The organism is Actinomadura sp. NPDC049753 (assembly GCF_040674655.1).
Taxonomy (GTDB): domain Bacteria; phylum Actinomycetota; class Actinomycetes; order Streptosporangiales; family Streptosporangiaceae; genus Spirillospora; species Spirillospora verrucosospora.
Map to the genome: position 1 here is coordinate 19510 of NZ_JBFARL010000033.1, position 25589 is coordinate 45098.

22 protein-coding genes are annotated in these 25589 nt (G+C 72.6%); 14 read left to right on the plus strand and 8 right to left on the minus strand.

All coding sequences use genetic code 11. The annotated features are described in order from the left end of the window. The first annotated feature begins 241 nt into the window (after window positions 1–241). Window positions 242–1792 carry a histidine kinase gene (locus AB0K37_RS12060; RefSeq protein ID WP_363978726.1) on the plus strand — a complete coding sequence of 517 codons (1551 nt, stop codon included), beginning with the start codon at window positions 242–244 and terminating at the stop codon, window positions 1790–1792. Between the two features lie 33 nt (window positions 1793–1825). Further along, on the plus strand, window positions 1826–2497 hold the full coding sequence (locus tag AB0K37_RS12065) for a response regulator transcription factor (protein ID WP_363978729.1): 672 nt from the start codon (window positions 1826–1828) through the stop codon (window positions 2495–2497). 8 nt (window positions 2498–2505) lie between these two features. On the opposite strand, the gene AB0K37_RS12070 is transcribed toward AB0K37_RS12065, so the two are convergent. Further along, entirely contained in the window at window positions 2506–2862 is a 357-nt protein-coding gene (locus tag AB0K37_RS12070) for a MerR family DNA-binding transcriptional regulator (protein ID WP_363978732.1), read from the minus strand. A gap of 159 nt (window positions 2863–3021) precedes the next feature. Between AB0K37_RS12070 and ahcY (AB0K37_RS12075) the strand changes: the two genes are divergently transcribed. The 4 genes from ahcY (AB0K37_RS12075) to AB0K37_RS12090 all read left to right on the plus strand — a co-directional run bounded on the left by ahcY (AB0K37_RS12075) (window position 3022) and on the right by AB0K37_RS12090 (window position 7709). Further along, window positions 3022–4452: an adenosylhomocysteinase gene (ahcY, locus tag AB0K37_RS12075; RefSeq protein ID WP_363978735.1), complete on the plus strand. Its 1431-nt coding sequence runs from the start codon at window positions 3022–3024 to the stop codon at window positions 4450–4452. Between the two features lie 385 nt (window positions 4453–4837). Next, window positions 4838–6094, plus strand: coding sequence for an adenosylhomocysteinase (gene ahcY / locus AB0K37_RS12080; protein WP_363978738.1), 1257 nt, complete (start codon window positions 4838–4840; stop codon window positions 6092–6094). Between the two features lie 3 nt (window positions 6095–6097). After that, on the plus strand, window positions 6098–6673 hold the full coding sequence (locus AB0K37_RS12085; protein ID WP_363978741.1) for a hypothetical protein: 576 nt from the start codon (window positions 6098–6100) through the stop codon (window positions 6671–6673). A gap of 58 nt (window positions 6674–6731) precedes the next feature. Further along, complete coding sequence (locus tag AB0K37_RS12090; protein WP_363978744.1) at window positions 6732–7709, plus strand: hypothetical protein; 978 nt, start codon at window positions 6732–6734, stop codon at window positions 7707–7709. Here the strand turns inward: AB0K37_RS12090 and AB0K37_RS12095 are convergent. Further along, on the minus strand, window positions 7706–9115 hold the full coding sequence (locus AB0K37_RS12095; protein ID WP_363978747.1) for a cellulase family glycosylhydrolase: 1410 nt from the start codon (window positions 9113–9115) through the stop codon (window positions 7706–7708). The genes AB0K37_RS12090 and AB0K37_RS12095 overlap by 4 nt on opposite strands. 63 nt (window positions 9116–9178) lie before the next feature. Further along, window positions 9179–10216, minus strand: coding sequence for an RDD family protein (locus AB0K37_RS12100; protein ID WP_363978750.1), 1038 nt, complete (start codon window positions 10214–10216; stop codon window positions 9179–9181). 70 nt (window positions 10217–10286) lie between these two features. On the opposite strand from AB0K37_RS12100, the gene AB0K37_RS12105 reads away from it, so the two are divergent. Further along, a complete protein-coding gene (locus AB0K37_RS12105; protein ID WP_363978753.1) occupies window positions 10287–11282 on the plus strand; it encodes a stage II sporulation protein M in 996 nt (331 codons plus the stop codon). A gap of 17 nt (window positions 11283–11299) precedes the next feature. Here the strand turns inward: AB0K37_RS12105 and AB0K37_RS12110 are convergent, their stop codons facing one another. Genes AB0K37_RS12110 through AB0K37_RS12130 form a run of 5 tightly spaced genes read right to left on the minus strand, consistent with a single transcriptional unit; the run spans window position 11300 to window position 16584 of the window. Next, window positions 11300–12592, minus strand: a complete 1293-nt coding sequence (locus AB0K37_RS12110; protein WP_363978756.1) for a DUF58 domain-containing protein — start codon at window positions 12590–12592, stop codon at window positions 11300–11302. Then, window positions 12592–13560, minus strand: a complete 969-nt coding sequence (locus AB0K37_RS12115; protein WP_363978798.1) for a MoxR family ATPase — start codon at window positions 13558–13560, stop codon at window positions 12592–12594. The genes AB0K37_RS12110 and AB0K37_RS12115 overlap by 1 nt, the downstream gene beginning before the upstream one ends. A gap of 56 nt (window positions 13561–13616) precedes the next feature. Further along, complete coding sequence (locus AB0K37_RS12120; protein WP_363978759.1) at window positions 13617–14816, minus strand: DUF4350 domain-containing protein; 1200 nt, start codon at window positions 14814–14816, stop codon at window positions 13617–13619. Then, the gene (locus tag AB0K37_RS12125) at window positions 14810–15487 is read right to left on the minus strand and encodes a DUF4129 domain-containing protein (RefSeq protein ID WP_363978761.1); all 678 of its coding nucleotides are present in this window, start codon (window positions 15485–15487) and stop codon (window positions 14810–14812) included. Before AB0K37_RS12125 ends, AB0K37_RS12120 begins: the two co-directional genes overlap by 7 nt. Further along, the gene (locus AB0K37_RS12130) at window positions 15484–16584 is read right to left on the minus strand and encodes a hypothetical protein (RefSeq protein WP_363978763.1); all 1101 of its coding nucleotides are present in this window, start codon (window positions 16582–16584) and stop codon (window positions 15484–15486) included. Before AB0K37_RS12130 ends, AB0K37_RS12125 begins: the two co-directional genes overlap by 4 nt. Window positions 16585–16868: 284 nt before the next feature. On the opposite strand from AB0K37_RS12130, the gene mtrA reads away from it, so the two are divergent. From mtrA to AB0K37_RS12165, 7 genes are all read left to right on the plus strand, one after another. Next, window positions 16869–17546, plus strand: a complete 678-nt coding sequence (gene mtrA / locus AB0K37_RS12135) for an MtrAB system response regulator MtrA (RefSeq protein WP_021598338.1) — start codon at window positions 16869–16871, stop codon at window positions 17544–17546. Between the two features lie 88 nt (window positions 17547–17634). Further along, window positions 17635–19260, plus strand: a complete 1626-nt coding sequence (gene mtrB, locus AB0K37_RS12140) for an MtrAB system histidine kinase MtrB (protein ID WP_363978767.1) — start codon at window positions 17635–17637, stop codon at window positions 19258–19260. Beyond that, window positions 19257–21053 carry an LpqB family beta-propeller domain-containing protein gene (locus AB0K37_RS12145; RefSeq protein WP_363978770.1) on the plus strand — a complete coding sequence of 599 codons (1797 nt, stop codon included), beginning with the start codon at window positions 19257–19259 and terminating at the stop codon, window positions 21051–21053. Before mtrB ends, AB0K37_RS12145 begins: the two co-directional genes overlap by 4 nt. A 198-nt stretch (window positions 21054–21251) precedes the next feature. Continuing rightward, the gene (locus AB0K37_RS12150; RefSeq protein WP_363978773.1) at window positions 21252–21917 is read left to right on the plus strand and encodes a phosphoribosyltransferase family protein; all 666 of its coding nucleotides are present in this window, start codon (window positions 21252–21254) and stop codon (window positions 21915–21917) included. Between the two features lie 653 nt (window positions 21918–22570). Continuing rightward, a complete protein-coding gene (gene raiA, locus AB0K37_RS12155) occupies window positions 22571–23248 on the plus strand; it encodes a ribosome-associated translation inhibitor RaiA (RefSeq protein ID WP_363978781.1) in 678 nt (225 codons plus the stop codon). A 373-nt stretch (window positions 23249–23621) separates the two neighbouring features. Further along, window positions 23622–24278: a response regulator transcription factor gene (locus AB0K37_RS12160; protein ID WP_230298685.1), complete on the plus strand. Its 657-nt coding sequence runs from the start codon at window positions 23622–23624 to the stop codon at window positions 24276–24278. A 54-nt stretch (window positions 24279–24332) separates the two neighbouring features. After that, window positions 24333–25556, plus strand: a complete 1224-nt coding sequence (locus AB0K37_RS12165; protein ID WP_363978784.1) for a crosslink repair DNA glycosylase YcaQ family protein — start codon at window positions 24333–24335, stop codon at window positions 25554–25556. Window positions 25557–25589 lie beyond the last annotated feature (33 nt).

Genomic DNA, 25589 nt, shown 5'->3' on the forward strand with positions numbered 1-25589 from the left:
CATGCCTCCCCGCCCGGACCCCTGAAACCGGGCGGTTCTGGTGTGACCGCGGCGGCCCCGCCGAACCCCCTACGTCGGCGATGGCCACCGTCGCGGTCACGTTTAAGACACTACGTTCGCGGCACTCCTCCGCACGTCCCCCTCAAGGAGGGAACGCGGCTGGTACTCCAGGCGGATCCCCGCGATCCGCATACACCCGCACGGTGAGGCCGTTGCCCGCCTCAGCGGTCAGTATTGAGGGGTGACCACCGATGACAAGGCCCGGACCGGACCCGACCCCGCGGGGTTCGGCCCAGCCGTCGCGCACCACGCGTGGCGGCTGTCCGGCCGCATCGTTGCGGGGGTCGGGCAACTGCTGCTGTGGATCCTCACCGGCGTCGGCACGCTCCTGCGGCCGCTCGCGGTCAGGCTCGGCGCCCGGCTGAACGGCGGCGCGGCGGGCGGCCCCGGCGCCGCGCCCGGGCAGACGGCGCCGCTGCCCCGCTGGATCAACACGTGGCGGGAGGTCGTCTCGGCCTGGTACTTCGCGCCGCTGACCGGCCTCGCGCTGACGATCGCGGCGCTGGCGGAGCTGGCGCCGCGCGTCGACTCCCCGATCAGCCTGGCGGGCGGGTTCGCGGTCGCGGCGACGTTCCCGCTGGTGTGGCGCCGGGAGAACCTGCGCGCCGTCGCCGCGGTCGTGCTCAGCGCGGTCGCCGCGAGCCTGCTCACCGGGCAGATCCTTCTGGTCACGACCAGCTTCGCGGCCCTCTACACGCTGTACGCGCTGGGACGGCGGCTGCCCCGCCAGTCCACCGGCGTCCTCGCGGTCGGCAGCGTCGCCGCCCTCGGGGTCGTCTACCTCGCGACCGGCACGCTCGACGACATCCCCTGGCCGGCGCCGATCGTCGCGGTCCTCGCCGCCATCGGGCTCGGGGACGCGCGGCGCGTCGTGGAGTCCGCGGGCCGGACGGAGGCCGAGGCGGCCGAGCGCACCAACGAGACCCTCACCCGGCTCACCGCCGTCCAGCGGGAGCAGGCCGTCATGCGGGAGCGCGCCCGCATCGCCCGGGAGCTGCACGACGTCGTCGCGCACTCCGTCTCCATGATCGCCGTGCAGGCGGAGACGGCCCCGTACACGATGGACAGCCTCTCGCCCGAGGCCCGCGCCGGCTACACCGAGATCGCCAAGACGGCCCGGGAGGCGCTGGTGGAGATGCGGCGGCTGCTCAGCGTGCTGCGCGCCGACGCCACCCCCGAACCGGAGGCGGCGAACTCCCCGCAGCCGCGCCTCGACCGGCTGCCCGACCTGATCGAGCAGCACCGCGGCGCCGGCGGCCACGTCGACCTCAACGTGCACGGCGACCCGCGCGCCCTGTCCACCACGGTGGAGCTGTCGGCGTACCGGATCGTCCAGGAGGCGCTGACCAACGCGCGGCGGCACGCGCCCGGCGCCGGCGTCCGCGTCGACCTGACGTTCCTGCCCGACCGGCTCGCGGTCCGCGTCCAGGACAGCGGCGCCTCCGCGGCCACCCAGGTCCTGAACCCCCGCGACCCCGGCCCGCGTACAGGTGGAGCGGGCCCCGCGGGCCCGGTCCCGGCGGACCCCGGGCGCACCCGCCTGGAGACGTCCGGATCAGGTGGCGGACACGGCCTCGTGGGGATGCGGGAACGTGCGACCATGCTGGGCGGGCGGTTCTCCGCCGGCCCGGCCACGCAGGGCGGGTTCCTGGTGGAGGCCGAGCTTCCGGTGACGAGTGAGGGGAATTCCATCCGTGGACACGGTTCGCAGGCGCCGCCCGGCCGCCCCTGACCCCGCCGTCCCCCCGCCCCCGGGGCGGCCGCTGTGATCAACGTGATGATCGTCGACGACCAGACGATCGTGCGGGCCGGGTTCGCCGCCCTGCTCGCCGCCCAGGACGACATCACCGTGATCGGCGAGGCCGGCGACGGCCGCGAGGCCGTCGCGCTCGCCGAGCGCCGCCGCCCGGACGTCGTCGTGATGGACATCCGGATGCCCGGCATGGACGGCATCGAGGCCACCCGCCGCATCCTCGCGCTGCCCGGCTCGGAGGACGTCCGGGTCCTGGTGCTCACCACGTTCGACGTGGACGAGTACGTCTACGACGCGCTCGCCGTCGGCGCCAGCGGCTTCCTGCTGAAGGACGCGACCGCGGACGAGCTGGTCTCGGCGGTCCGCGTGGTGGCGCGCGGCGACTCCCTGCTGGCCCCGCAGGTCACCGGGCGGCTCATCCGCGAGTTCACCAAGCAGCGGCGCAACCGCCCGCAGGCGCCGTCGGAGCTGGCGACGCTGACCGCCCGCGAGAGCGAGGTGCTCGTCCTGATCGCGGGCGGGCTCTCCAACGGCGAGATCGCGCAGCGCCTCTTCGTCAGCGAGCACACGGTGAAGACGCACGTGGCGCGCGTCTTCACCAAACTCGGCCTCCGCGACCGCGCCCAGGCGGTCATGCTCGCCTACGAATCCGGCGTAGTCGTCCCTGGCGAAAGCGGGAGCTGAGACGCCCCTCAGGGGCGGCGGCGTAGGAGGCGTAGGGCTTTTTCCTTCTCGAAGTCCAGGGCTCGGGTGGGCGGGGCGGAGAGGCGGCCTATGCGCTCGCCCAGTTCGCGTACGTGGGCCTGGACCTGGGGTTCGGCCAGGACTCTCAGGCCGAAGGCCAGTTCGGCGGGGCCGATGTCGTAGCGCTTCTCCAGGGCCAGCGCCAGCGCGACCGCGCGCAGTTCGGCGTCCCCGAAGCGGCGGTGGCCGCCGCCGGACCTGGTGAGGGCGGCATCGCGGGTGGCGGGCAGCAGGCCGAGGGCCTCGCGGTAGCGGAGCATCCGGGGCGAGGTGCCGAGCCGCCGGGCGGCCTCCGTGATACGCATGGCACCAATTCTGACAAATCAGTGTCAGGAAGTCGCCCTCGACCGTGCCTTCGGGTGCTCGCCGCCCGTAGACTCGCCCCCGTTGACGCGGCCGTGCACTCGCCCGTCACGACCTCGCGTACCCGACGGCGCGCACATGACCAAGGGAGCAACGAAAGCATGGACTACAAGGTCGCCGACCTGTCGCTGGCCGACTTCGGGCGCCGGGAGATCCGGCTCGCCGAGCACGAGATGCCGGGCCTGATGGCGGTGCGCGAGGAGTACTCCGCCGCCAAGCCGCTGCGCGGCGCCAAGATCATGGGCTCGCTGCACATGACGATCCAGACGGCCGTGCTGATCGAGACGCTGGTCGAGCTCGGCGCCGACGTCCGCTGGGTGTCCTGCAACATCTTCTCCACCCAGGACCACGCCGCCGCCGCGGTCGTCGTCGGCAAGGAGGGCACCGTCGACGACCCGAAGGGCGTCCCGGTGTTCGCGTGGAAGGGCGAGACGCTCGAAGAGTACTGGTGGTGCACCGACCAGGCCCTCCAGTGGCCGGACGGCACCGGCCCCAACATGATCCTGGACGACGGCGGCGACGCGACGCTCCTCGTCCACAAGGGCGCCGAGTACGAGAAGGCGGGCGCGGTGCCGACCGCCACCGAGGACGACCCCGAGGAGTGGGGCATCATCCTCGACACCCTCCGCCGCACGATCGCCGAGAAGCCCGGCCGCTGGACCGAGGCCGCCGCCGCGATCAAGGGCGTCACCGAGGAGACCACCACCGGCGTCCACCGCCTCTACGAGATGGCGAAGGCCGGCACCCTCGCGTTCCCGGCGATCAACGTCAACGACTCGGTCACCAAGTCGAAGTTCGACAACAAGTACGGCTGCCGCCACTCGGTCATCGACGGCCTCAACCGCGCCACCGACGTGCTGATCGGCGGCAAGGTCGCCGTCGTCTGCGGCTACGGCGACGTGGGCAAGGGCTGCGCCGACGCGCTGCGCGGCCAGGGCGCCCGCGTCATCGTCACCGAGATCGACCCCATCTGCGCGCTGCAGGCCGCGATGGACGGGTTCCAGGTCACCACCCTGGACGACGTGGTCGACACCGCCGACATCTTCGTCACCACCACCGGCAACTTCAACATCATCACGGCCGAGCACATGGGCCGGATGAAGCACCAGGCGATCGTGTCCAACATCGGGCACTTCGACAACGAGATCGACATGGCCGGGCTCGCCAAGACCCCGGGCATCGAGAAGATCGAGATCAAGCCGCAGGTGCACGAGTGGCGCTTCCCGGACGGCCACTCCATCATCGTCCTCGCCGAGGGCCGCCTGATGAACCTCGGCTGCGCCACCGGCCACCCGTCCTTCGTGATGTCCAACTCCTTCACGAACCAGGTCATCGCGCAGATCGAGCTGTTCACCAAGACCGACGAGTACCCGATCGGCGTCTACGTCCTGCCCAAGCACCTGGACGAGAAGGTCGCCCGCCTCCACCTCGACGCCCTCGGCGTCAAGCTCACCGAGCTCACCAAGGAGCAGGCCGCCTACATCGGCGTCCACGTCGAGGGCCCCTACAAGCCGGACCACTACCGGTATTGATTTTCTTGCTTTTTTCTCCTCCTTCGGGCCTGGCGGCCCTCCATCGTCGATAAAAGCGGGGCGATCGCTGGCATCGCTTCGGCTCGCCTTGCGGCTCGCTGCGCGATCAGATTCTTGCTTCGCTTGAATCTGCCTTTGGACGCGATCGCAACCATCCGGGTTGTTGTGTGGTTGCGGTGGTGGCTGAGGTCGTTGGGACCGGGCGATCGCTGGCATCGCTTCGGCTCGCTGCGCGATTGCGTGGTTGCGGTGGTGGCTGAGGTCGTTGCGGGACGGCGATCGCTGGTATCGGCCTGCTTCGCCTGACGGTTGGATGGAGGAGAGGCGTGTTTGGGGCTGCCGGACGGGGTCCCCCCGTCCGGCAGCTACTTCTTAGAGGGTGTTGATGAGCGATATCGCGGACCGGTCGTTGGCGTATGAGGGCGTCAAGCGGATCGAGTGGGCGGATCGGAGCATGCCGGTGCTGCGGCAGATCCGGGAGCGGTTCGCCGCCGAGCGGCCGCTGGACGGCGTGAAGGTCGCGGCGTGCATGCACATCACGACCGAGACCGCCGGGCTCATCCGCACCCTCCAGGCGGGCGGTGCGAGCGTGGCGCTGGCGGCGTCCAATCCGCTGTCGACGCAGGACGACACCGCCGCGGCCCTCGTGGAGGAGTACGGGGCCGAGGTGTTCGCGCGCGCGGGCACCGACCGCGAGGGGTACTACGCGCACATCCACCAGGCGCTGGAGACCGGGCCCGACTTCGTCCTGGACGACGGGTGCGACCTGGTCAACACCCTGCACACCGACCGGACGGATCTGCTCGGCACCGTGAAGGCGGGGTGCGAGCAGACGACGACGGGCGTCATCCGGCTGCACCAGATGGCCCGCGAGGGCGCGTTGAAGTTCCCCGTGGTCGCGGTGAACGACACCGACACCAAGCACATGTTCGACAACCGGTACGGGACGGGCCAGTCGACGCTCGACGGGATCGTGCGCGCGACCAACACGCTGCTGGCCGGCAAGACCGTGGTCATCGCCGGTTTCGGCTACTGCGGCCGCGGCCTCGCCGAGCGGGCGCGGGGCCTCGGGGCGCGCGTCGTCGTCACCGAGATCGACCCGGTGAAGGCGCTGGACGCGACCATGCAGGGGTTCGCCGTCCGGCCCATGGCGGAGGCGGCCGTGGAGGGCGACGTCTTCATCACGGTCACCGGGAACCGCGACGTCGTGAACGCCGACCACCTCGCCGTGATGAAGGACGGGGCCATCCTCGCGAACTCCGGGCACTTCGACGTCGAGATCGACGTGCGGGCCCTCAGCGACATGGCCGTGGAGGTGCACCACGGGATCCGGCCGCAGACGGACGAGTACGTGCTGGCCGACGGGCGGCGCCTGGTGCTGCTCGCGGAGGGCCGCCTGGTCAATCTGGCCGCCGCGGAGGGGCATCCGGCGGCCGTGATGGACATGTCGTTCGCCGACCAGGCCCTCACGTGCGCGTGGCTCGCCACGTCCCACGCGTCGCTGTCCCCGGCCGTCCACGACGTGCCGAAGGAGATCGACACGGAGGTCGCGCGGCTCAAGCTGGCCTCGATGTCGGTCTCCATCGACCTGCTGACCCCGGACCAGGAGGACTACCTGCACTCCTGGCGCATCGGATCGTGACCCGTGCCCGCCGGGACCTACCTGCACCTCGACGGGGGGCTTGAGGAGCGCTTCCAGTGCGCGCCCGGGCCCGTGGGGTGGCGGTACGCCTCCACGCGCTCCGACGGCGTCCGCGTGGACCTCGTCGTGGACGCGCGCTGGCGCCAGATCCGCGTCGAGGTCGTCACGCCCGGCTGGTGGGTGCGCGGCGGCGTGACCGGCCGCGGGCTGGCGTGGGTGCGCGCGGCCGGTGAGACGGGCACCGAGCACAGCGAGCGGGCGTCGGGTTTCCTTCACGAGTCGCCGGGCTTCCTGGTCGCGGTCGCCCGTTCCCTGGAACTGGACGAGGGCGCGCAGACCGATGTCCGCCTTGTCCGGTTGAGCGGGACGTCGCTGTCGGCGCTGACGGCACCGTGGCGCTGGCGGCTGGCCGGGACGTCCGCCTACGAGACGGAGACCGAGCCGCTGCCCGTCTCGGAGTACGAGGTCACCGACCTGTCCACGGGCGAGATCGAGTCGGTGCACCTTGCCGGGGACGTCGTGCTGGCCGCGCCCGGCATCGAGCTCACCGCCCTGGAATCCCCGCCTAACCTGCCCTGACCTGGCGTGCGGTATCTTCTCGTACTCGTCCGACAAGATCAGGCATGGGGGTTGTGGCGTGTACGGGCAGGTTCCGGAGGGTCAGGGCCAGGCGCAGCAAGGGCAGGGGCCGGGGCGGCCGCCGATGCCGGGCCCGCCGATGAGCGGCCCGTTCCCGCCCGCAGGGCCGCCGGGGCCGCCGCCGGCGAAGCGCCCCTCGCCGATCGTGTGGGTGGCCGTGGCGGTCGCCGGCGTGGTCGCGCTGGCGGGCGTGGCCTTCCTGGCGCTCCACGGGACGGGCGCGCCGACCGGCCCGGTGAAGGCCGATCAGTGCGTGGACACCGGGTTCGGGATGGACGACGGCAAGAGGATCCCGGCGAGCCTCCGGGTGAGCTGCGACGACGCCAAGGCGAAGGCCAAGGTGCTGAAGGTCGTCGGCAAGAAGGAGGCGTCGGCCTTCTCGTTCGGCTCGCGCGCCGAGCCCGACTGCCCGAGCGGCACGGACGGCTTCACGAACGTCCGCGAGAAGAAGGAAGAGAAGACCTACTACGAGGCCTGCGTGCGCAACCTCAAGGGCTCCCACCCGGGCGACCCCGGCGCGGGCGGGGCGTTCCTCGCGGCGGGCGACTGCGTGAGCAGCGGCTCCATCGGCTTCGGCAAGGAGCAGCCCTGCTCCAAGCCGGACTGGTACGGCAAGGTGATCGCGCGCGTCGGCGCGGAGAACGCGTGCCCGGCGAAGACGCTGGAGACGATGAAGCTGCGGTCCTTCGGCGGCGGGAACGCGGCCAACCCGGTGCTGTGCCTCGGCGCGGGCGGCGGCGTGCTGTCCCCGGGCGACTGCATCAAGGATCCCTCGTTCAACATCGGTGACCTGGACAAGGCCCAGTGCGAGTCCAGCGACGCCATAGCGAAGGTCGTCGGCAGGGTGGCCACGACGAAGGAGTGCCCGGCCGAGGCCACCAGCTACATGACCAGCGAGGGCGCCTTCCGGCCGGTGCTGTGCCTGAAGAAGCTGCGCCCGACGCTGACCGAGAAGCTGCGCTCGCTTCCGGGCTAGGGCCTCACCGTGACGGTGTGGGACGGCGTACCAGCGTCGGCCCACACCGACAGGACGTGGCGCGTCGCGTCCCAGGAGGTCCGCCACGTCCCGTCCGGGTCGGACGAGGTGACCTTCGGGGCGGACGGGAACCAGATCTCCGTGGGGCCCGACACTCCGGTCTTGTTGCGCCACGTCACAGTGAGCGTGCCCGATGCGTGGGCGACGTTCGTGAGCGTGCCGGCGACCGCGCGCGGGTAGGGCCGGGCGAGCAGCTTCGCGAAGAGGGTCGGCTTGCCTTCGCCGTCGGTGATTCCAGACGAGCCCGGGTCGTTCGACCAGTACGCCCAGCCGATGCCGAGGTCGTCCGCCATCGAGAGCCAGTCGCCGGTGAAGTCGGCGGCGCCTGGAGCGTCCTGTCCCATGCCGCCGACCTCGCCCAGCCACATCGGCGCGTTCATGCGCCGTGCGGCGGCGGGCATGTTCCGCTTCCAGAGCGTGAACTGCGCCTGGACGAGCATCTTCGCCACGCCGTCGTAGGAGCCGCCCAGGTCGACCCCGCCCGGATAGAAATGCGGTGCCAGAACGATCCGGGGGTCACCGGGGCGCGGGTCCCGGACAGTGCCCAGGGAGGTTTCCGCGCCTTCGTTCGGGCCGAGCGCCTGCGGTTCGACGAACACCCAGTTGTCGCTGTCCACCCTGCGGATCGCATTGACGACGCCCTGGTAGAAGGGCGTCAGGATCGGGCCCTCGAAGAAGCCGAACTGGCGCGTCCCGCCGAAGGGCTCGTTCATCAGGTCGTAGCCCAGGACGGCCAGGACGCGTGAGAAGCGTCGCGCGACGTGCTGCCACATCGCGGTGTAGCGCCGCATCAGTTCCGGGTGCTTGCCGGTGTTGTTCCAGAAGTTGTCGTAGGCGCGCAGGATGCCGGGCTGGAGGTACGTCAGCACCCATGGGTCCTGCGGCGTGCAAGGCAGCCCGTCGGTGAAGGTGGCCCAGGCCGGGGCGCCGTTACCGGAGCCCGCGCAAGCGGACGGACCGTAGATGTCCTGGTGCATGTCGAGAACGACGTGCATGCCCTGGTCGCCGTACCAGGCGACACGTTCGGCGACGTCGTTCAGGTAGGCGTCGTCGTAGTGACCGGGCTCCGGCTCCACGTTCTTCCACTGGACCAGGTACCGGACGGAGTTCGTGCCGAGTTCGCGAGCCTCCCGGACGACGTCCTCCCGCTTCACCCACGGCAACCCGCCCGGCCCCTTGGCGCTGCTCGCGGTGTTGAGGCCGTGCAGGAGGAGCGTCCTGCCCTGGTCATCGGTGATGGCGGGAAGCGGCGCCGTCTCCGCGTGCGCGGGCGCCGCGGCCAGCGCCGGCGGGGTCAGGGTGAGCGCCGCGAGGGCGACCCGGCCGAGGGCAGTACGGACGCGCATGCCGCCTCCTGAATCTGAAATTTCTTCGGATTCTAGGAGCCGGAGTCGTTATTGACAATCTTGTCAGTAGCCCTGAGGCGGGCCCTGCGGCGGCGGGCCCCCGCCGGGCCCGGCCGGATACGGCGCGGGCGGCCGGGGCGCGTTCAGCACGTTCTGGTACGGCCCGGCGCCGTAGTCGTTCGGCGGGAGGAACCGCGGCTGCCCCGGCTGGGGGGCACTGAACGGCGGCGGCGCGGGAGGCCCCTGCCGCGGCGGGCCGTACGGCGCGGGCCCCGCCATCGCCATCGCCGGGACGGGCGCGGGCGCGGCGCCCCACGCGGGAAGCCCGAACCGGCGCATCCGGCGCGCCCGGCGCTCGGCGAGCCGCAGCTCCTCACGGTGGCGGCGCTCGGCGAGAACGGCCGACAGCAGGATCTCGGGCCGCACCCCCGGCGGCGGTGGCGGGCTCACCACCGCGACGACCTGCGAGGCGATCCGCTGCCCCAGCGAGTCGCGGACCTCCGGCAGCAGCTCCCAGAACCGGGACAGGTACTGCCGGGCCGTCATCGCCAGCTCGTCCGACAGCATGGACAGCTCCAGGTTCCGCGCCCACCAGGCGAGCTGCGGCGGCATCACCGCGACGGGACCCAGCAGGGCCGACGCGGGCACCCGCTCCTGGATGACGATCGTCCCGGCGAACAGGTCGCCGAGCCGCTTGCCGCGCTGGTTGCAGAACGACGTGATCAGCGCGGGCGAGCCGTAGAACACCCAGAACTCGACGAACCCGGCCAGCGCCCGCACCAGCGCCTGCCGGAACCGCACCGGCCCGCCGTCGTCGCCGACGACGCGGAGTCCGACGGCCATCTTGCCCAGCGTCCGCCCCCGCGACAGCGTCTCGAACGCGCACGGATACCCGACGATCACCGCGACGACGCCGAGCAGCGTCAGCCCCACCGTCCAGGCGTCGTCGGCCACCAGCGAGGTCATCGCCGTGACGTAAACGACGATGTTCAGCAGCACCAGCTGCAGGAGCAGGTCGAGGAGCACGGCGCAGGCACGGCTGGCCAGCCGCGCGACACGGATGTCGAGCGCGACTGCCTCGCCGGTGACGAGATCGGCCATGTCCTGTCCTCCGATGCGGGCGGATTGCCCATTGTGCCGGTTCGGCGGGCCGAGGCGTTAGTCTCGCCGGGTGGACGTCGACGCCTACGTGGCCGCGCACAACGCCGAATGGCTGCGCCTCGAACGGCTCATCAACCGCGGCCGCAGGCTGACCGGCGCGGAAGCCGACGAACTGGTCGATCTCTACCAGCGCACGGCGACGCACCTGTCGGTCGTCCGCTCAAGCTCGCCCGACCCGCAGCTCGTGGGACGCCTGTCGTCGCTCGTGGCGCGCGGCAGGGCCGCGGTGGGCGGCGCCCAGGCGCCTCTCTGGCGCGACGTCACCCGCTTCGCGACCGTGTCGTTCCCGGCGGCCGCGTACCGGATGCGGTGGTGGTGGCTCGGCAGTGCCGTGCTCGGCAACCTGCTGTCGCTCGCCCTGGCCATCTGGGTCGTGCACAGCCCCGACGTACAGGCGACCATCGGGACGCCGGACGAGATCCGCGAACTCGTCGAGCACGACTTCGCCAACTACTACACCGAGCACTCGGCGGCCTCGTTCGCGTTCAAGGTGTGGGTCAACAACGCCTGGGTGTCGGCCACCGCGCTCATCTTCGGGATCCTGCTCGGCATCCCGACCCTGTACGTCCTGCTGCTGAACCAGGTCAACCTCGGAATCAGCGGCGGCCTGATGTTCGCCTACGGCAAGGGCGACGTCTTCTTCGGGCTGATCCTCCCGCACGGCCTGCTGGAACTCACCGCCGTCTACCTCGCCTGCGCCGGAGGCCTCAAGCTCGGCTGGACGATCGTCGACCCGGGCCCGCGCCGCCGCGGCCAGGCCCTGGCCGAGGAAGGCCGCGCCGCCGTCAGCATCGCCCTCGGCCTCATCGCGGCGCTCCTCGTGTCCGGCCTCATCGAGGGCTTCGTGACCGGCTGGGTGCACATCACGTGGCTGCGCATCACCATCGGCGTCATCGCCGAGGCCGCCTTCCTCACCTACGTCATCGTCCTAGGCCGCCGCGCCGTCCGAAAGGGCGAAACCGGCGACACCGACCTCCACCCCGACCTGATTCCGGTGTCCGGTTGACCGGACGCCTCGAAACTCTACAGCCTTCCGGCCGCTTTCAGGGCTAGGTAGGCGTCGGCCAGGGCCGGGGCTATTTCCGCGGGCGGGGCGTCCACCACCTCGACGCCGTGGCCTCTCAGTTCGGCGGTCAGGCGGCGGCGTTCGGCTCTCGCGCGCTCGGCGGCGGCGGCGTCGTAGACGGACGCGAGGTCGCCGCGGCCCTCCGCCATCTCCGCCACCCGCGGGTCCGACACCGCGGCGATCATGACAAGGTGCCGGGCGGTGAGCTGCGGCAGCAGCGGCAGCAGGCCCTCCTCGATCGCGGCGGTGTTCAGCTCGGTGAGCAGCACCACGAGGCACCGCTGCCGGACGCGCGCCATCAGCGTGGACACCATCCCGGCGGCGTCGCATTCGAGGAGTTCGGGGTCCAGCGGCGCGAGGGCGTGCACCATCGCGGGCAGCAGGTCGGTGCGGGACGCGCCCTCGACGCGGGCGCGGACCCGGCGGTCGTAGGCGAGCAGGTCGACGCGGTCGCCGGCGCGGGACGCCAGGGCGCCGAGCAGCAGCGCCGCGTCCATGGAGCAGTCGAGCCGGGGGACGTCGCCGACGCGGCCCGCGGACGTGCGGCCGGTGTCGAGGACGAGGTAGATGCGGCGGTCGCGTTCGGGGCGCCAGGTCCGCACGACCACGTCGCCGCGCCGCGCCGTGGCGCGCCAGTCGATGGACCGGACGTCGTCGCCGTCCACGTACTCGCGCAGGGAGTCGAACTCGGTGCCCTGCCCGCGGATCAGCGCGACGTGCGCGCCCGTCAGCTCCCGCAGCCGGGCGAGCTTGGCGGGCAGGTGGCGGCGGGACGGGAACGCGGGCAGCGCCCGGACGGTCCAGGGCGCGGAACGCGAGAGCTGCCGCGCGGCCAGCCCGAGCGGCCCCACGGAGCGGACGACGACCGTGACGGCCTTCCGGTCGCCGCGGCGGGTCGGCGTCAGCGTCATCTCGACGCGGCGCCGCTCCCCGGCGGGCACGTCCACCTTCACCGTGCGGGGCGTGGCGCCCGCGCTGGGCGGCCACACGTCCCGCAGCCGGGCCTTGAGGCGCCGCCGGCCGAGGTTCTCCACGATCAGGGACACCTGGGCAGTCTCGCCGAGGCGCACGTTGGTGTCGCCGGCGCGGTGGAAGCGCAGGGCCCGCACGTTCCCCGCCAGGGCGAGGTCGGCGGCGACGCCGAGCAGCAGGACGCCCCAGACCGCGAAGAGCGTCCACCAGCTCGGCGCGAACAGCGGGACGATCGCGCCGAGGAGGGCCAGCAGCCCGAGACGCCCGGTCAGCGCCATCAGCGCGGGGCGGGGACGTGGGCGAGGATGCCCTCCAGCACGCCGTCGGCGGTCGCGCCCTCCAGTTCCGCCTCGGGACGCAGCTGGACGCGGTGCCGCAGGGTGGGCCTGGCCAGCGCCTTCACGTCGTCCGGCGTGACGTAGTCGCGGCCCGACAGCCACGCCCACGCGCGGGACGTGGCCAGCAGCGCCGTCGCACCGCGCGGCGACACGCCGAGCTGGAGGGACGGGGACTGCCGTGTGGCCCTGCACAGGTCCACGACGTAGGCGGCGACCTTGGGGTCCAGATGCACGGTCCTCACGGCGGCCTGGCCGGCGGCCAACTCGGCCGCTCCGGCGACGGGCTTGACCTCGGACAGGTCGCGGGGGTCGAACCCGGAGGCGTGCCGTTGGAGCATGGAGATCTCCTCGTCCCGCGTGGGGACGGGCACCGTCAGCTTGACCAGGAACCGGTCGAGCTGGGCCTCCGGCAGGGGATAGGTCCCCTCGTACTCGATCGGGTTCTGCGTCGCGCACACCACGAACGGGTCGGGCAGAGGGCGCGCGGTGCCCTCCACCGAGACCTGGCGTTCCTCCATGGCCTCCAGGAGGGAGGCCTGCGTCTTGGGAGGCGTCCGGTTGATCTCGTCGGCGAGCAGGAGGTTGGTGAAGACCGGCCCCTCGCGGAAGTCGAACTCCGCCGTCCGGTTGTCGTACACCAGCGAGCCGGTCACGTCGCCGGGCATCAGGTCGGGGGTGAACTGGACGCGCTTGAAGTCCAGGTCGAGGGCCCGCGACAGCGTCTTGATCAGCAGCGTCTTGGCCGTGCCGGGGACGCCCTCCAGCAGCACGTGGCCGCGGCAGAGCAGCGCGATCACCAGCCCGGTCACCACGGAGTCCTGGCCGACGACCGTCTTGGCGACCTCACCGCGCAGGGCCGCGAGCGCCGCGCGGGCCGTCTCGGCCTGGCGCCGGGCGTCCTCGGGGATCGTGCCCGGCCCCGCGCCGCCGGGCACGTCGTCCTTCCCGAGCTCTACAGGGGGGTTCAAGACTGGCGTACCTGCCTTTCCAGGTCGTCGAGGACGTCGGTGAGGGCGATCAGCCCGGCGTCGTCCAAGGGTTCAGGACCGTACAGTGCCGCTCCGACGTACGTCTCGTCGTACGTCGTGCGGCGGGCGACCGCCGTGACGATCTCCCGTGCGGCGGAGGGATCCTGCGCGCTGCTGCGGGGGAGTCCGAGGAGCGGGACGAGCCGTTCGCGGGCGCCGGAGCGCAGCGCGTCCGAGGCCCGGTCGCGGGCGCGGCCCGCGCGGTAGAGGCGGGCGAGGCCCTCGACGGTCTCGGCGGACCGGACGACGACGGGCAGCGCCTCCGCCACGACGGGGCCGAGGCGGCGGGCCCGCCACAGGGCCACCAGCAGCACCGCGACGAGCAGCTGGAGGATGAGCAGCTTCACCCCGAACGGCAGCAGATCGCCGAGCGACCGCTGGCCCGCGCCGGATCCCGCCTTCGGCAGGTCCGGGGCGAGCCAGACCGCCGAGGCGCCCGCCCCGGCCAGGTTCATGCCGAGGGCCGCGTTGCCCTCCTCGGTGAGCCGCCGGTTCGTCAGCGGCGCCGTCGAGCCGAGCACCGTCACGGTGTGCGTGCCGGTGCCGACCTGGACGAGCCTCGCGTCCCCGTAGTCGGTCCGGTAGCAGGCCGTGCCCGCGCCCGCGACCTCGTAGGTCTCCGACTCGTGGAAGCCGACCGTCCCCGCGAGCGACGCCACGGGCAGATTGCACCCCGGCTCGGCGGTCTCCTCGAACGAAGGGCCCCGCCTGCGCACCTGCGGGGCGAACGCCTCCAGCGCGAACGACGTCGGCCGGACGAGCAGCACGTCCGCCGGGACGCCGCTCAGCCGGGCGAGGTCCTCCTCGGTGAGCCGCTCCGTGCGGGTCACCACCAGGACCGTGCCCGGCCCGGCCGCGCCGAGGGCGTCACCGGTGCTCCGGGCCACCGTCACCGGCGTGCCGTGCCGGCGCAGGATCTCCGCGAGGGCCCGGCTGCCGTCCTGCTTCGGCGACTCCGGGTCGAGCGCCTCGGCCGCCGCGGAGGGGCGCAGCGCGGCCAGCGCCACCGCGATCACGATCATCGCCAGGACCGCCGCGACGACGCCGCGCGCCGACCGCCAGCGGCGCCCCGCGACCTGCCGGGCGGACGCCTCCGCTGCGGGGGCTCCCCCGCGCGGCGGGGACGCCGTCACCATCGCGGCCCCCCTTCGTCGCCGCTTCCGGCGAGGGTGAGGTCGTCGGTCTCCAGCGGCTTCGGCCGCGCCGCCCTCAGCCGCTCGTCCAGCTCCTTCATCCGCGCGTACCCCTCGGGGGTGCCTGGGCGGTCCCCGTACCAGACGTCGTCGAAGATCCGCACGCCCGCGGCCAGCTCGCCGGCCAGCTCCGGCACCGCCTCGCCGGCCTCGGCGGCCAGCTCGTCGGCGGTCCGGCCAGGCCGCGCCGACAGCACCGCGCGCTCCTCCAGATCGCGGGCGACGGCGCGCAGCCGCTCGCGGATCGCCTCGGCCCACCGCCCGGCCTCCGCGTGCCGCTCCGCCGCCTCCCGGTGGTCGAGCGCCGTGGACGGCGCGTCCTCCAGCAGCGGGGCCTTGCGGGAGCGCGGGTTCCGGCGCCCCCGCATCAGCCACACCACCAGCGCGACCGCGACCAGCACGATGGCGACGACGATGGCGACGGACGTCCACCCGCCGCCGCTGCCCTGCGACTCCGGCGCGGGCGCCTTCTCGAACAGATGGCGCAGCCACTCGGCGAAGTCGTCCCAGGCCCGCTCCAGCCAGGACGGCTTGTCGCGCTGGTAGACCTGCTTCTCCAGCTCGCGGCGGGCCATCTCGCGGGCCTCGTCGCGGCCGATCGGATCGAGAATCACGTGCCCGCCCCCGTCCACGGACGTCCCTGCGCCGGGCCGGCCTGCGCCGGACCCGTCCGCCACAGGCCGGCGAACCCCTCGTCCTGCTCGCCGGCGCCCTGCCCGGCCGCGGCCCCCCGCTCCCGTGCGGCGACGGCCGCGGCCGAACGCCCCCGGGTGCGCAGGTCCAGGTCGAAGCCCTCGCGGCGCATCCGCCGGTCCATGTAGAGCAGGGCGATCACACCCGCGTCGAACGGCATGACCACGGACCAGCTCACGATCCGGCCCGCGGTGTCCACGGCGAGCGCCCCCATCGTCGATCCGCTGCCGGAGGAGTCGCCGAAGAAGATCAGCTGTGCGAACAGGAACGGGATCCGCAAGGCGAAGAAGCCCATGAACACGGTCACGACCAGCGCCAGCAGGAGCGTCCCGCACGTCCGGAGCCACCGCCCCCTGGAGAGCGTCGTCGCGCGGCGCAGCGCGCCCCCGACGGTCCGCCGCTCCAGGACGACCGCGGGGACCGCCTGGACGAACAGGATGTACAGCCACACCATCAGCCCGACGCCGACCGGGAAACCGAAGATCCCGGCGAGCACGGCGAACGCCGGGCGCGCCCCGGTGGCGATCAGCAGGAGGAACGGGGCGAGCGGCAGGACCAGCGCGCCCAGCGAGACGCCCATGACGGCCGACGTGGTGGCGACCAGCCGTCCGAGCCGCGGCCGGGCGTCCCGCAGCGCCTGCCCCGGCGCGATCGGCATGCCGAGGAGCTCGCGCCCCAGGATCGGCGCCACCAGCCCCGCCAGCAGCAGGATCCCGAACGCCGACAGCACCAGCCCCAGCAGGGACAGGGTCAGCTGGGCGCCCAGCGACTCCATCAGCACGCCGGGGGTGACCTCGTCGCGGGCCTCGTCGCCGATGAAGAAATAGGCGGCGACCGAGCTCGTCACCTGGATCACCGTGCTGACCGCCACCGACAGGCCCAGCGTGGCCCGCGGCCTGCGCCGGATCCCGGCGATCGCGCCGTCCAGCATCTCCGAGATGGACATGGGACGGAACGGGACGCCCCGCGCCACATCGGTGGCGCCGGCGTCGTCGTCCCAGCCGTCCGGTCCCGGCATCCCGTCTCCCTGCGCTCTCCGGCGATCGGCGGCGCGTCCGATCTGGCCTGATCCGGACCGTTACGCGGCCGCCGGTCAGGTCATCCTGTCACGGGTGCGGCGCACATCTTGCGCCGGTTCCGGGACTCGCGCCTACCATGGCGGGTCGCCCGGACGATGCGGGGGACCGCCGTACGACGCAAACGCGGGTAACCTTGCACGCCAAGGCATAACTCTCCCTGGCGAGGTGGCGCCGGAGCGTCGCGCCCCACTCCACCGAACCCCGACCTGTGACGATGAGGGCCATGAGAGGACGTGTACTGGTCGTCGACGACGATCTCGCGCTCGCCGAGATGCTCGGCATCGTGCTGAGGGGCGAGGGCTTCGAGCCGTCGTTCGTCCACGACGGCGACAAGGCACTGGAGGCGTTCCGGGAGACCCGGCCCGACCTCGTGCTGCTCGACCTGATGCTGCCGGGGGCCGACGGGATCGACGTGTGCCGGCAGATCCGCGCCGAGTCCGGCGTGCCGATCGTCATGCTGACCGCCAAGAGCGACACCGTGGACGTCGTCCTCGGCCTGGAGTCCGGCGCCGACGACTACATCGTCAAGCCGTTCAAGCCCAAGGAGCTGGTGGCGCGCGTGCGCGCCCGCCTGCGCCGCACCGACGAGCCGGCGCCCGAGACCCTGCAGATCGGCGACATCACCATCGACGTCGCCGGCCACTCGGTCAAGCGCGGCGACCGGCACATCCCGCTCACGCCGCTGGAGTTCGACCTGCTGGTCGCCCTCGCCCGCAAGCCCCGCCAGGTCTTCACCCGCGAGGTGCTGCTGGAGCAGGTCTGGGGCTACCGGCACGCCGCCGACACCCGGCTGGTGAACGTGCACGTCCAGCGGCTCCGCGCCAAGATCGAAAAGGACCCGGAACGGCCCGAGATCGTCGTCACCGTGCGCGGGGTCGGCTACAAGGCCGGCCCGGCCTGACGCCGTCCCGCCGCCGTGACACGCCCATGACCGACCAGCGCCCTTCCGGACCGCCGCGCCGCCTCGCGGACCTCCCATGAACGCCGACATGAGGAGGGCGAAGCGGTTCGTCCGGCGCGGGCTGGGCGCGGTCCGCCGCGTCCTGCAGGGCGCCGTCCGCGCCGGCTACCTGCGCTGGCGCCGGTCGATCCAGGTCCGCGTCGTCACGTCCACCCTGTTCATCTCGGCGATCGTGGTGGCGATCCTGGGCGCTTTCCTCATGCAGCAGGTGTCGTCCGCACTGATGGACGGCAAGGTCAAGGCGGCCCGTCTCCAGCTGGACGACGGCCTGGCGCAGGTCCAGCGCGACCTGGGCAACTCCACGGGGGACGGCAGCAGGCTGAACTCGACGATCGACCGGCTCAAGGCCCGCAGCGGGCCCTCCGGGCTCTACGAGGTCTACATCCGCGACACCACCGAGCAGTACTTCGACGGGTACACCACCAACGAACTACGCCAGGAGAGCGTCCCCAAGCGGCTCCGCGAGGAGTTGAAGAACGCGCCCGCCGGGTCCCGCGCCTACACCTACGGCAAGCTCTCCTACGTCGGCGACCGCTCGGACGAGCGCGGCCTCATCGTCGGCGGCAAGACCGGCCAGTTCGAGCTGTACTACCTGTTCCCGCTGACGCAGGAGCAGCAGACCCTCACCAACGTCAGCCGCTCCCTCGCCGGAGTGGGCATCGTCCTGGTGCTGCTTCTGGCCGCGATCGCGTCCCTGGTCACCCGGCAGGTCGTCATCCCGGTGCGGCTCGCTGCCCAGGGCGCGCAGCGGCTCGCAGCCGGACGCCTCGAAGAGCGCATGCGGGTCCGCGGCGAGGACGACCTGGCCCGGCTCGCCCGCTCCTTCAACGACATGGCCGCCAACCTCCAGGAGAAGATCGGCGAGCTGGAGGACCTGTCGCAGGTCCAGCGCCAGTTCGTCTCGGACGTCTCCCACGAGCTGCGCACGCCCCTGACCACCATCAGGATCGCGGCCGACATGCTCTACGAGAACCGCGACGGCTTCGCCGACCCGTCCGTCGGGCGGTCCGCGGAGCTGCTGCAGAGCCAGCTGGAGCGGTTCGAGTCGCTCCTGGCCGACCTGCTGGAGATCAGCCGCCACGACGCCGGCGCCGCGACGCTCGACGCCGAGTCCCTCGACATGCGCGACCTCGTCCTGCGCGTCGTCGGCGACATCCAGGGCCTCGCCGAGCGCAAGGGCAGCAAGGTCATCCTGCAGCTGCCGGGCGAGCCCTGCATGGCCGAGGTCGACCGCCGCCGCGTCGAGCGCATCCTGCGCAACCTCCTCGTCAACGCCGTCGAGCACGGCGACGGCGAGGACATCGTCGTCTCCGTGGGCGCCGACCGCGACGCCGTCGCCGTCGCCGTCCGCGACCACGGGGTCGGGCTGAAACCGGGGGAGGGGCAGATGGTCTTCGACCGCTTCTGGCGCGCCGACCCGGCCCGCGCCCGCACCACCGGCGGCACCGGGCTCGGCCTGTCGATCTCCCGGGAGGACGCGCAGCTGCACGGCGGCTGGCTCCAGGCATGGGGAGAGCCCGGCGCGGGCTCCCAGTTCCGCCTGTCGCTGCCGCGCGTGGCCGGGGCCGAACTGCGGGGCTCGCCGCTGCCGCTCGTCCCGCCCGGGGCCGGTGACGCCCGCCCGCTGTTCGCGGAGCTGGAGGCCGGCGAATGAGCCCCTGCGCCGGAACCCGGCGGCTCACGTGCCTGCTCGCCGTCGCCGTGCTGGTCCTCGGCGGCGCCGGCTGCGCGAACGTCCCGAGCGGCGGCCAGGTCGTCTCCGGCAAGCCCGCCGAGCGCGCCGAGCGCGTCGACGACCCCTACGTCCGGCTGATCCCGGTGAAGCCGCGCCCCGAGTGGGGCCCCGCCCAGATCGTCTCGGGCTTCCTCGCCGCGTCCGCGAGCTTCGACGACGGCCACAAGGTCGCCAAGCAGTACCTGTCCGGCCAGACGTCCTGGAACCCCGGCCTGCGGCCCTTCGTGACCGTGCTGGCGAGCCGCATCACCGACCCGCACGTGATCAAGTCGTCCGGGAACCAGGCGACCGTCCGCGTCACCGGCGAGGAACTCGGCACGATCACCGCCGACGGCCAGTACACCGCCTCCCCGAAGGCGCTCGACGCCACGTTCCAGCTCACCAGGACGCCGCAGGGCGTCTGGCGCATCGCCGGCCTGCCCGGAGACGACAAGGCCGGTCTCCTGCTCACCAAGGACGACGTCGAGCGCGCCATGCGCACCGTCAACCTGTACTTCTTCGCGCCCGACCGGCGCACCCTCGTCCCGAACGGCGTCTTCCTGCCGGTCGTGAACCGGCAGACGCTGCCCACCCAGCTCGTCCAGGCCCTGCTGACCGGCCCGACCTCCTGGCTGAACGGCGCGGTCGACACCGCCTTCCCGGAGGGCACCCGGCTCCGCCGCAGCGTGCAGATCGACAAGGACGTCGTGACCGTCGACCTCACGGGCCAGGCCCGCGGCGGCGACGTCGAGCGCATGTCGGCGCAGCTCTCGTGGACGATGCGGCAGCTCTCGGAGATCAAGTCGTGGCGGCTGTCGATCGAGGGCAGGACCGTCGCGCCCGACGGCACGGGGACGACGCAGCCCGTGAACGGGTGGGAGGGCAACTCGCCCGACGGCCAGGTGCCCACCGAAGGAGTCCAGCAGAGCGCCTACGTCGTCGGCCCCTCAGGCTTCCTCGGCACCCTGGAGAGCGACCGCGCCCAGCCCGTGGTGACCGGCGCCGCCGGCCGCCTCTCCCGTCCCGCCGTCGCCCCCGACCACCAGGAGTTCGCCGGCCTGAGCGCCGACGAGAGCCAGGTCATGGTCGCCGCCCCCGTCACCGGCCAGCCCGCGCCCCGCGTCCTGCTGACCGCGCGCCCCGGGGCCCGCTTCACCGCGCCGACCTGGAGCCACGACGGCACCCTGTGGATCGTGGAGACGAAGAAGAACGAGTCCTCGCTCTGGGTGCGCAGGCGCGGCAAAGCACCCGTCCGCGCCGCCCACTGGGGCCTGGGCGGCCGCGAGGTCCTCGCCTTCCGCGTGGCCCGCGACGGCGTCCGCGCGGCCGTGATCGCCCGCGTGGACGGGCGCCCCCAGGTCCAGGTGGGGCGCATCGTCCAGTCCGCCGGGGACGCCCTGGACGTCGGCTCGTTCCTGCCCGTGAGCTCCGAGCTCCAGGACGCCGTCGACCTCGCCTGGCGCGACTACGGCACCCTCGCCGTCCTGGGCCGCGCCAAGCGCGACTCGCAGACCCTCCCGTTCCTGATGCCGATCAGCGGCAGCGCCATCACGTCCCTGGGCGTCGGCTCCCTGGGCGAACCCCGCACGATCGCCGCCGCCCCCGGCGCCCCGATCCTCATCGGAACCCGCTCGTCCGGCAAGGACCAGGTCTGCCGCCAGCGCTCCCCGAGCAACTCCTACAGCCCCTGGATCTGCCCCACCCCCGCCAAGGACCCCTCCTACCCAGGCTGACCCCCAAACCGCGGCACCGCGCCACCACCGCTGCGCGGCACCGCGCCACGCCGCTGGGCGGCACCGTCCGGGGGGATCGCGACACGCCGAAGGGCGGCGGGGTCGTCGATCGTTTGCCGGCGCTCGTGATCACTGAGAGTTATCCACAGTTCGTGGAGTGCGGGGCGGCGGGCGGGCGGGCCCGGCATCGTCGAGGGCATGAGTGCTCTCGCCGATCTGATCGACCTGCTTCTTCCGCAACGCTGTGCCGGGTGCGGGCATCATCCCGGGCTGCTGTGCGATGCGTGCGCGCGTCCGCTGCGGGCGGAGGCGCGGCCGGCGCCGCAGGCACCCGCCGGGGTGTCCCCTCCGTGGACCGTGGCGGCCTACGAGGGGCCGCTCCGCACGATCCTGGCCTCCTACAAGGAGCGAGGCCGCGCGGCGCTCGCCGTCCCTCTGGGGGAGGCTCTGGCGACGGCCGTCCATGCGGCCCTGCCGTCCGGCCCCGGGCCGCCGGTGGTGGTGTGGGTGCCGTCGGCGCGCAGAGCCGTGCGCCGGCGCGGCCACGACCCCCTGCGGGGGGCGGTTGACGTCGCGGTACGGCGGCTCCGCGCGAGCGGTGTTCCCGTGACCGCGCTCGGCGCCTTGCGGCAGCGGAGGCGTGTCGCCGACCAGGCCGGGCTCTCGGCCAGGGAGCGGGCCGCCAATCTCGCGGGGGCCGTCGAGGTGCGCACCGAGGTCGCCGGGCGCCGCGTCGTTCTGGTCGATGACGTGGTCACGACGGGCGCCTCCCTGGCCGAGGCCGCGCGAGCCCTGCGGGAGGCCGGCGCGGACGTCGCCGGTGCGGCCACCATCGCGGCGACGCCCCGGCACCGGCTCTGGTGACGCGGTGTAGTGGAAGTTGTCGGACCTGTGTGGTGTAGGGGGACAGTGTGAAGTTAATCGAGTCACATTAGGACATGAGGCAGCAGAGATTTCGGAAACTTACCGAGGGGCCAGTCCCGGCTGACCTGGGCGGGCGTCAGGCCCGTGAACGGCGCGCACACAAGGGTTTCGCGTCCGTGACGGGGTCCCGGAGGGGCGGCTGAAGACCCCGCTGAGGCAGTCAACGATGACGGTCAGTGAGTTTTTCCTCGCCGCACCCCCCTGACATTCGTGGCGTAAGGGGTTAGCGTTCCTGACATGGCACCCGCCCGGGTCCGTGGTTGCGTTGGATCGCAGTGCCCGTCAGGGGCATGGCAGACGATCCGGCTAGCCGATGCCAGGCGCAGGCGAAACGGCCCACGTAAGGCGACTTCTCGTCGACCGATCACGGTGCGCCTTAGAGGTAAGTCCTGCCCCGTCGTGGGATCCGACATCCCCCGTAACGGGAGAAGGGCAGTAGTGGCGAGAGCGCCGCGAGCCCCTCAGCAGGCGGATGTGGGGACGAAGACCAGGTCGGCCGGGCGGGTGCGACCCACCGTCCTGTGGTACCCGTCCGGGGCTGTCAGGGGTCCCGGAACGGGCATGAAACGCAACCGGGAGAAGGGGGGTCCCACGTGAACATCACCGTGAGGGGCCGGCACACCGACGTCAACGACAGGTTCCGTCGGCACGTCGACAGCAAACTCGCCAAGATCGAGCGGCTCGACCAGAAGGTCATCCGCGTGGACGTGGAGGTCTCAGAGGAACGCAACCCGCGCCTTGCCGACCAGCGCGAGCGAGTGGAGCTCACGATCCGCTCCCGCGGCCCGGTGATCCGGGCCGAGGCCGCCGCCGACGACCGCTACGGAGCCCTCGACATGGCGCTGGACAAGCTGGAGTCGCGGCTCCGCCGCGACGCGGAGCGGCGCAAGGGCCACGGCGCGAAGAACCACGGCGGCAAGGGCCGCGCCAAACTCGCCACGATGGAGACGCTCCCCGAGGCGCTCCCCGCCCTCGAACCCGAGCCCGCCGAGCCGGCCGCGCCGCCCGTGGAAGCCGAGACGGGGGCCGAGACCGTTGCGGTCTCGCAGGAGGAGAACCTCGTCCCCATCCCCATGGAAGGCGACGGCCCCCTGGTCGTCCGCGAGAAGTTCCACCAGGCCGAGCCGATGGGCATCGAGCAGGCCCTATTCGAGATGGAGCTCGTCGGCCACGACTTCTTCCTGTACCGCGACAAGTCCACGGGGCACCCCTCGGTCGTCTACCGGAGGCGAGGCTGGGACTACGGAGTCATCAGGCTCGTCGAAGAGTGATGCCGCACTCGCGTCACGTCACCGTCCGAACCATGCCATGATCTGAAAAGGCGCATCAGCCGATCCGCGACGCGGCGCGTCCCGGGAACCTCCCGGGGCGCGCGGCGGTTAACCGGGAGACACCCCGGTCCGAAATCCCCCGGGTTCGTCCCCGGACCCCGTAGGTTCCCGAGGAAGACCCGTAGGAGAACGACCCTCCGGCAGTTCCATATCGCTGAATAGTGAAGGGGGGAAGCGGCGTCTCCTCCACGCCGCGACTCTGGTGAGCGAGAATCCCGAGCCTCGCGACGCCGCGGCGGTACCCCGTCAGGCAGGCGCCGGCACCGCCCCCGCCGGCCGGGAGGCGGCAGCGCCGTCCGGATCGGCAGACCCCATCCGCGTGCTCATCGTCGACGACCACGCGCTGTTCCGCCGCGGCCTGGAGATGGTCCTCCAGGGCGAGGACGACATCGAGGTCATCGGCGAGGGCGGCGACGGCCAGCAGGCCGTGGAGATGGCCGGCGACCTGCTGCCGGACGTCGTCCTCATGGACATCCGGATGCCGCGCCGCAGCGGCATCGAGGCCTGCACCGCCATCAAGGAGGCCGCGCCCAGCGCGAAGATCGTCATGCTGACCATCAGCGACGAGGAGGAGGACCTCTTCGAGGCGATCAAGGCCGGCGCCAGCGGCTACCTGCTCAAGGAGATCTCGATCGACGAGGTCCCGCAGGCCGTCCGCGCCGTGCACGGCGGCCAGTCGCTGATCAGCCCGTCGATGGCGTCGAAGCTCATCACCGAGTTCGCCTCGCTGGCCAAGCGCAGCGAGGAGCGCACACAGCAGGTCCCCGCGCCCCGCCTCACCGAGCGCGAGATGGAGGTGCTCCGGCTCGTCGCGCGCGGCCTGGGCAACCGCGAGATCGCGCGGGAGCTGTTCATCTCCGAGAACACGGTGAAGAACCACGTGCGCAACATCCTGGAGAAGCTCCAGCTCCACTCCCGCATGGAGGCCGTCGTCTACGCCGTCCGCGAGAAACTCCTGGAGATCACCTGACCCGGGGCGACCGGCAATCCGGGTTTGTCGGTGTTGTGTCGTAGCATCACCGCCGTGGTGGAACTCAGCGCGGACGAGGCACGACGGCTCCAGCTGCGCGCCCAGGGCTTCCTGGGGGCGCGTCCGAAGGGGGGCGTGCCGGCGGTGCTGGAGCGGCTCGGCGCCGTCCAGCTCGACACGATCTCGGTGCTGGCCCGGTCCCACGAGCTGGTGCCCTACGCCCGCCTCGGCCCGGTCGGGCGCGAAAAGATCGAGGCCGCCTACTGGGGCGGGCGGCAGGCCGTCAGCTCACGCCGCTCCGCGAAGCCTGGATCCGCCACCGGCGGGACGTTCGAGTACTGGGCGCACGCCGCCTCCATCCTGCCCATGGCCGACTGGCCGCTGTTCGCGTTCCGGCGCCGCGCGTACCTGCGCCGCGGCTGGCGCTGGCACAAGGTCCCCGAGGGCGTCTGCGACGAGATCCGCGCCCGGCTCGCCGCGGACGGCCCCCTCACCACCAAGGAGCTCGGCGGCGCCAAGGCGAGCGCCGACTGGTGGGACTGGAGCGACCACAAGATCGGCATCGAGTGGCTGCTGGACATCGGCGAGGTCGTCTGCGTCGAGCGGGTCGGCTGGCGCCGCGTGTACGACCTCGCCGAACGGGCCGTCCCCGCCGGTCTCCTCGCGCAGGACCCCGACGACGACGCCTGCCTGACCGCCCTCGTCGCCCGCGCCGGACGGGCCCTCGGCGTGGCCACCCGCGGCGACCTCGCCGACTACTACCGGATCAAGCAGGACCAGGTCGACCGCGTGGTCGAGGCGGCCGGGCTCGTCCCCGTCGAGGTCGCCGGATGGACCCAGCGCGCCTGGGCCGACCCCGCCGCGCTGGCCTCCCCGCCCAAGGGCAGGCACGCCACCGCGCTGCTCTCGCCCTTCGACTCCCTCGTCTGGGACCGCGCCCGCGCCTCGCGCGTGTTCGGCTTCGACCACCGCCTGGAGGCGTACGTCCCGAAGGCCAAGCGCGTCCACGGCTACTTCGCGATGCCGCTCCTGGCCGGCGGGCGCCTCATCGGACGCGTCGACCCCGCGAGGGAGGGCCGCACGCTCATCGCCCGCCAGGTGTCCATGGAACCGTGGGCGACCCGCACCGCCGCCCGCACGGAATCAACGACGACGGCCCTCGCCACAGCCCTGTGGCGCGCCGCGGCATGGGTCGGCTGCGACGACGTCCGCGTAGAGCGCACCACCCTGCCCCCCACCCTCCTCAAGACCGCCCTCACCGAAACAGCCCCCTCCTAAGGTCCCCTGTGCCCACGCTCAAATTTCGAGCCG